Origin of the sequence: Ideonella sp. B508-1 (genome assembly GCF_000333615.1) — a bacterium.
GTDB lineage: Bacteria > Pseudomonadota > Gammaproteobacteria > Burkholderiales > Burkholderiaceae_C > Ideonella.
The window spans coordinates 1-1,507 of record NZ_BADL01000514.1 but is presented as its reverse complement, the minus strand read 5'-3'; the positions used below and the strand labels follow the sequence as shown (position 1 = coordinate 1,507).

The 1,507-nt window shown below is 71.3% G+C and carries 1 protein-coding gene; it reads right to left on the bottom strand.

Annotation, left to right across the window (positions count from 1 at the left end):
* Positions 1–1,268 (bottom strand): aldehyde dehydrogenase family protein (locus I73_RS20275; RefSeq protein WP_022982293.1); only part of this gene is annotated, 1,268 nt, incomplete at its 3' end.
* Positions 1,269–1,507 lie beyond the last annotated feature (239 nt).

Here is a 1,507-nt window from a genome sequence, read left to right as displayed (position 1 = left end):
GAATCGTTGGCCAGGGCGACGGCCTGTTCTTCGGTGTCGAAGGGCATCACCGCCAGCACCGGCCGAAAGACCTCCTCCTGCCACAGCGGCTGCTGCGGGTCCACGCCGGCCAGCACGGTGGGGGTGACGAAGTTGCCGCTGCCGTTGATCTGCAGCTGCTGCCCGCCGGTGATGAGGGCCGCGCCCTGCGCCTGGGCGTGGGTAATGTGCTGCATCACGCGGGCGGTCTGGCGCTCGTCCACCAGGGCGCCCATGCGGGTGTCGGCCAGCAGCGGGTCGCCCGGCTGCCACTGGCGGCTCTGGGTCACCAGGCGCTCCAGGAAGTCGTCGTAGATGGCGCGTTCCACCAGCAGGCGCGAGTTGGCCGAGCACACCTCGCCCTGGTTGAAGAAGATGCCGAAGGCGGCCTTCTGCACCGCCAGGTCCAGGTCCGTGCAGTCGGCAAACACCAGGTTGGCGCTCTTGCCACCGCACTCCAGCCACACCTGCTTCAGGTTGGACTGGGCGGAATAGGCCATGAAGTGCTTGCCCACCTCGGTGGAGCCGGTGAAGACCAGGCAGTCCACGCCGGGGTGCAGGCCCAGGGCGCGGCCGGTCACCTCGCCCAGGCCGGGCAGCACGTTCAGCACGCCGGGCGGCAGGCCGGCCTCCAGGGCCAGCTCGGCCAGGCGCAGCGCGGTACCGGGGGATTGTTCGGCCGGCTTCAGGATGACCGAGTTGCCCGCGGCCAGCGCGGGGGCCAGCTTCCAGGCGGCCAGGTCCAGCGGGAAGTTCCAGGGCACCACCGCGGCCACCACGCCCAGGGCTTCGCGGGTGATGGTGGCCAGCACGCCCGGCGGCTGCGGCGCCACCTGGCCGTAGAGCTTGTCCACGCTCTCGGCGTACCAGCGGAACACGTGGGCGGCACCGGGAATGTCCACGGCCAGGGCGTCCGCCACCGGCTTGCCCACGTCGAGTGATTCGAGCAGGGCCAGCTCTTCCACATGCTCGAGCATGAGCTGCGACAGGCGCAGCAGCACCTGCTTGCGCTGGGCCGGCGCGCAGCGCGACCACACGCCCGAATCGAAGCTGCGCCGCGCGGCGCGCACGGCCTGTTCCACATCGGCCTCGCCGCAGGCGGCCACCTGGCCCAGCAGGCGGCCGGTGGCCGGGTCGTGCGAGGCGTAGGTCTGGCCCGACAGGGCCGGGGCAAAGCGGCCGTCGATGCAGGCCTCGGTCAGGTAGCGCTGCCGCAGGGCGCGGGCATGCCAGTCCAGTGGGGTGTCCAAAGCAGGGTCTCCTTGCACCAGGGTTCACGGGGGATCGTGCCCCAAGGGCGTGGCGCCGCCAAGCAGCAAGAAACTGCCTGTGCCATAGAAAAAAGCTGGGCGGGGGCCCAGCTTTGTGCGTGAGGGGGAGGGCAGGGCGCGGTGGCGCTCAGGCGGCCTGGCGCACCTGGCTCAGGTCCGTCACCTTGGGCGGCAGGCCGTGGGCGGCGTCCAGCTGGCCCAGCATCTCCTTGCAGTGC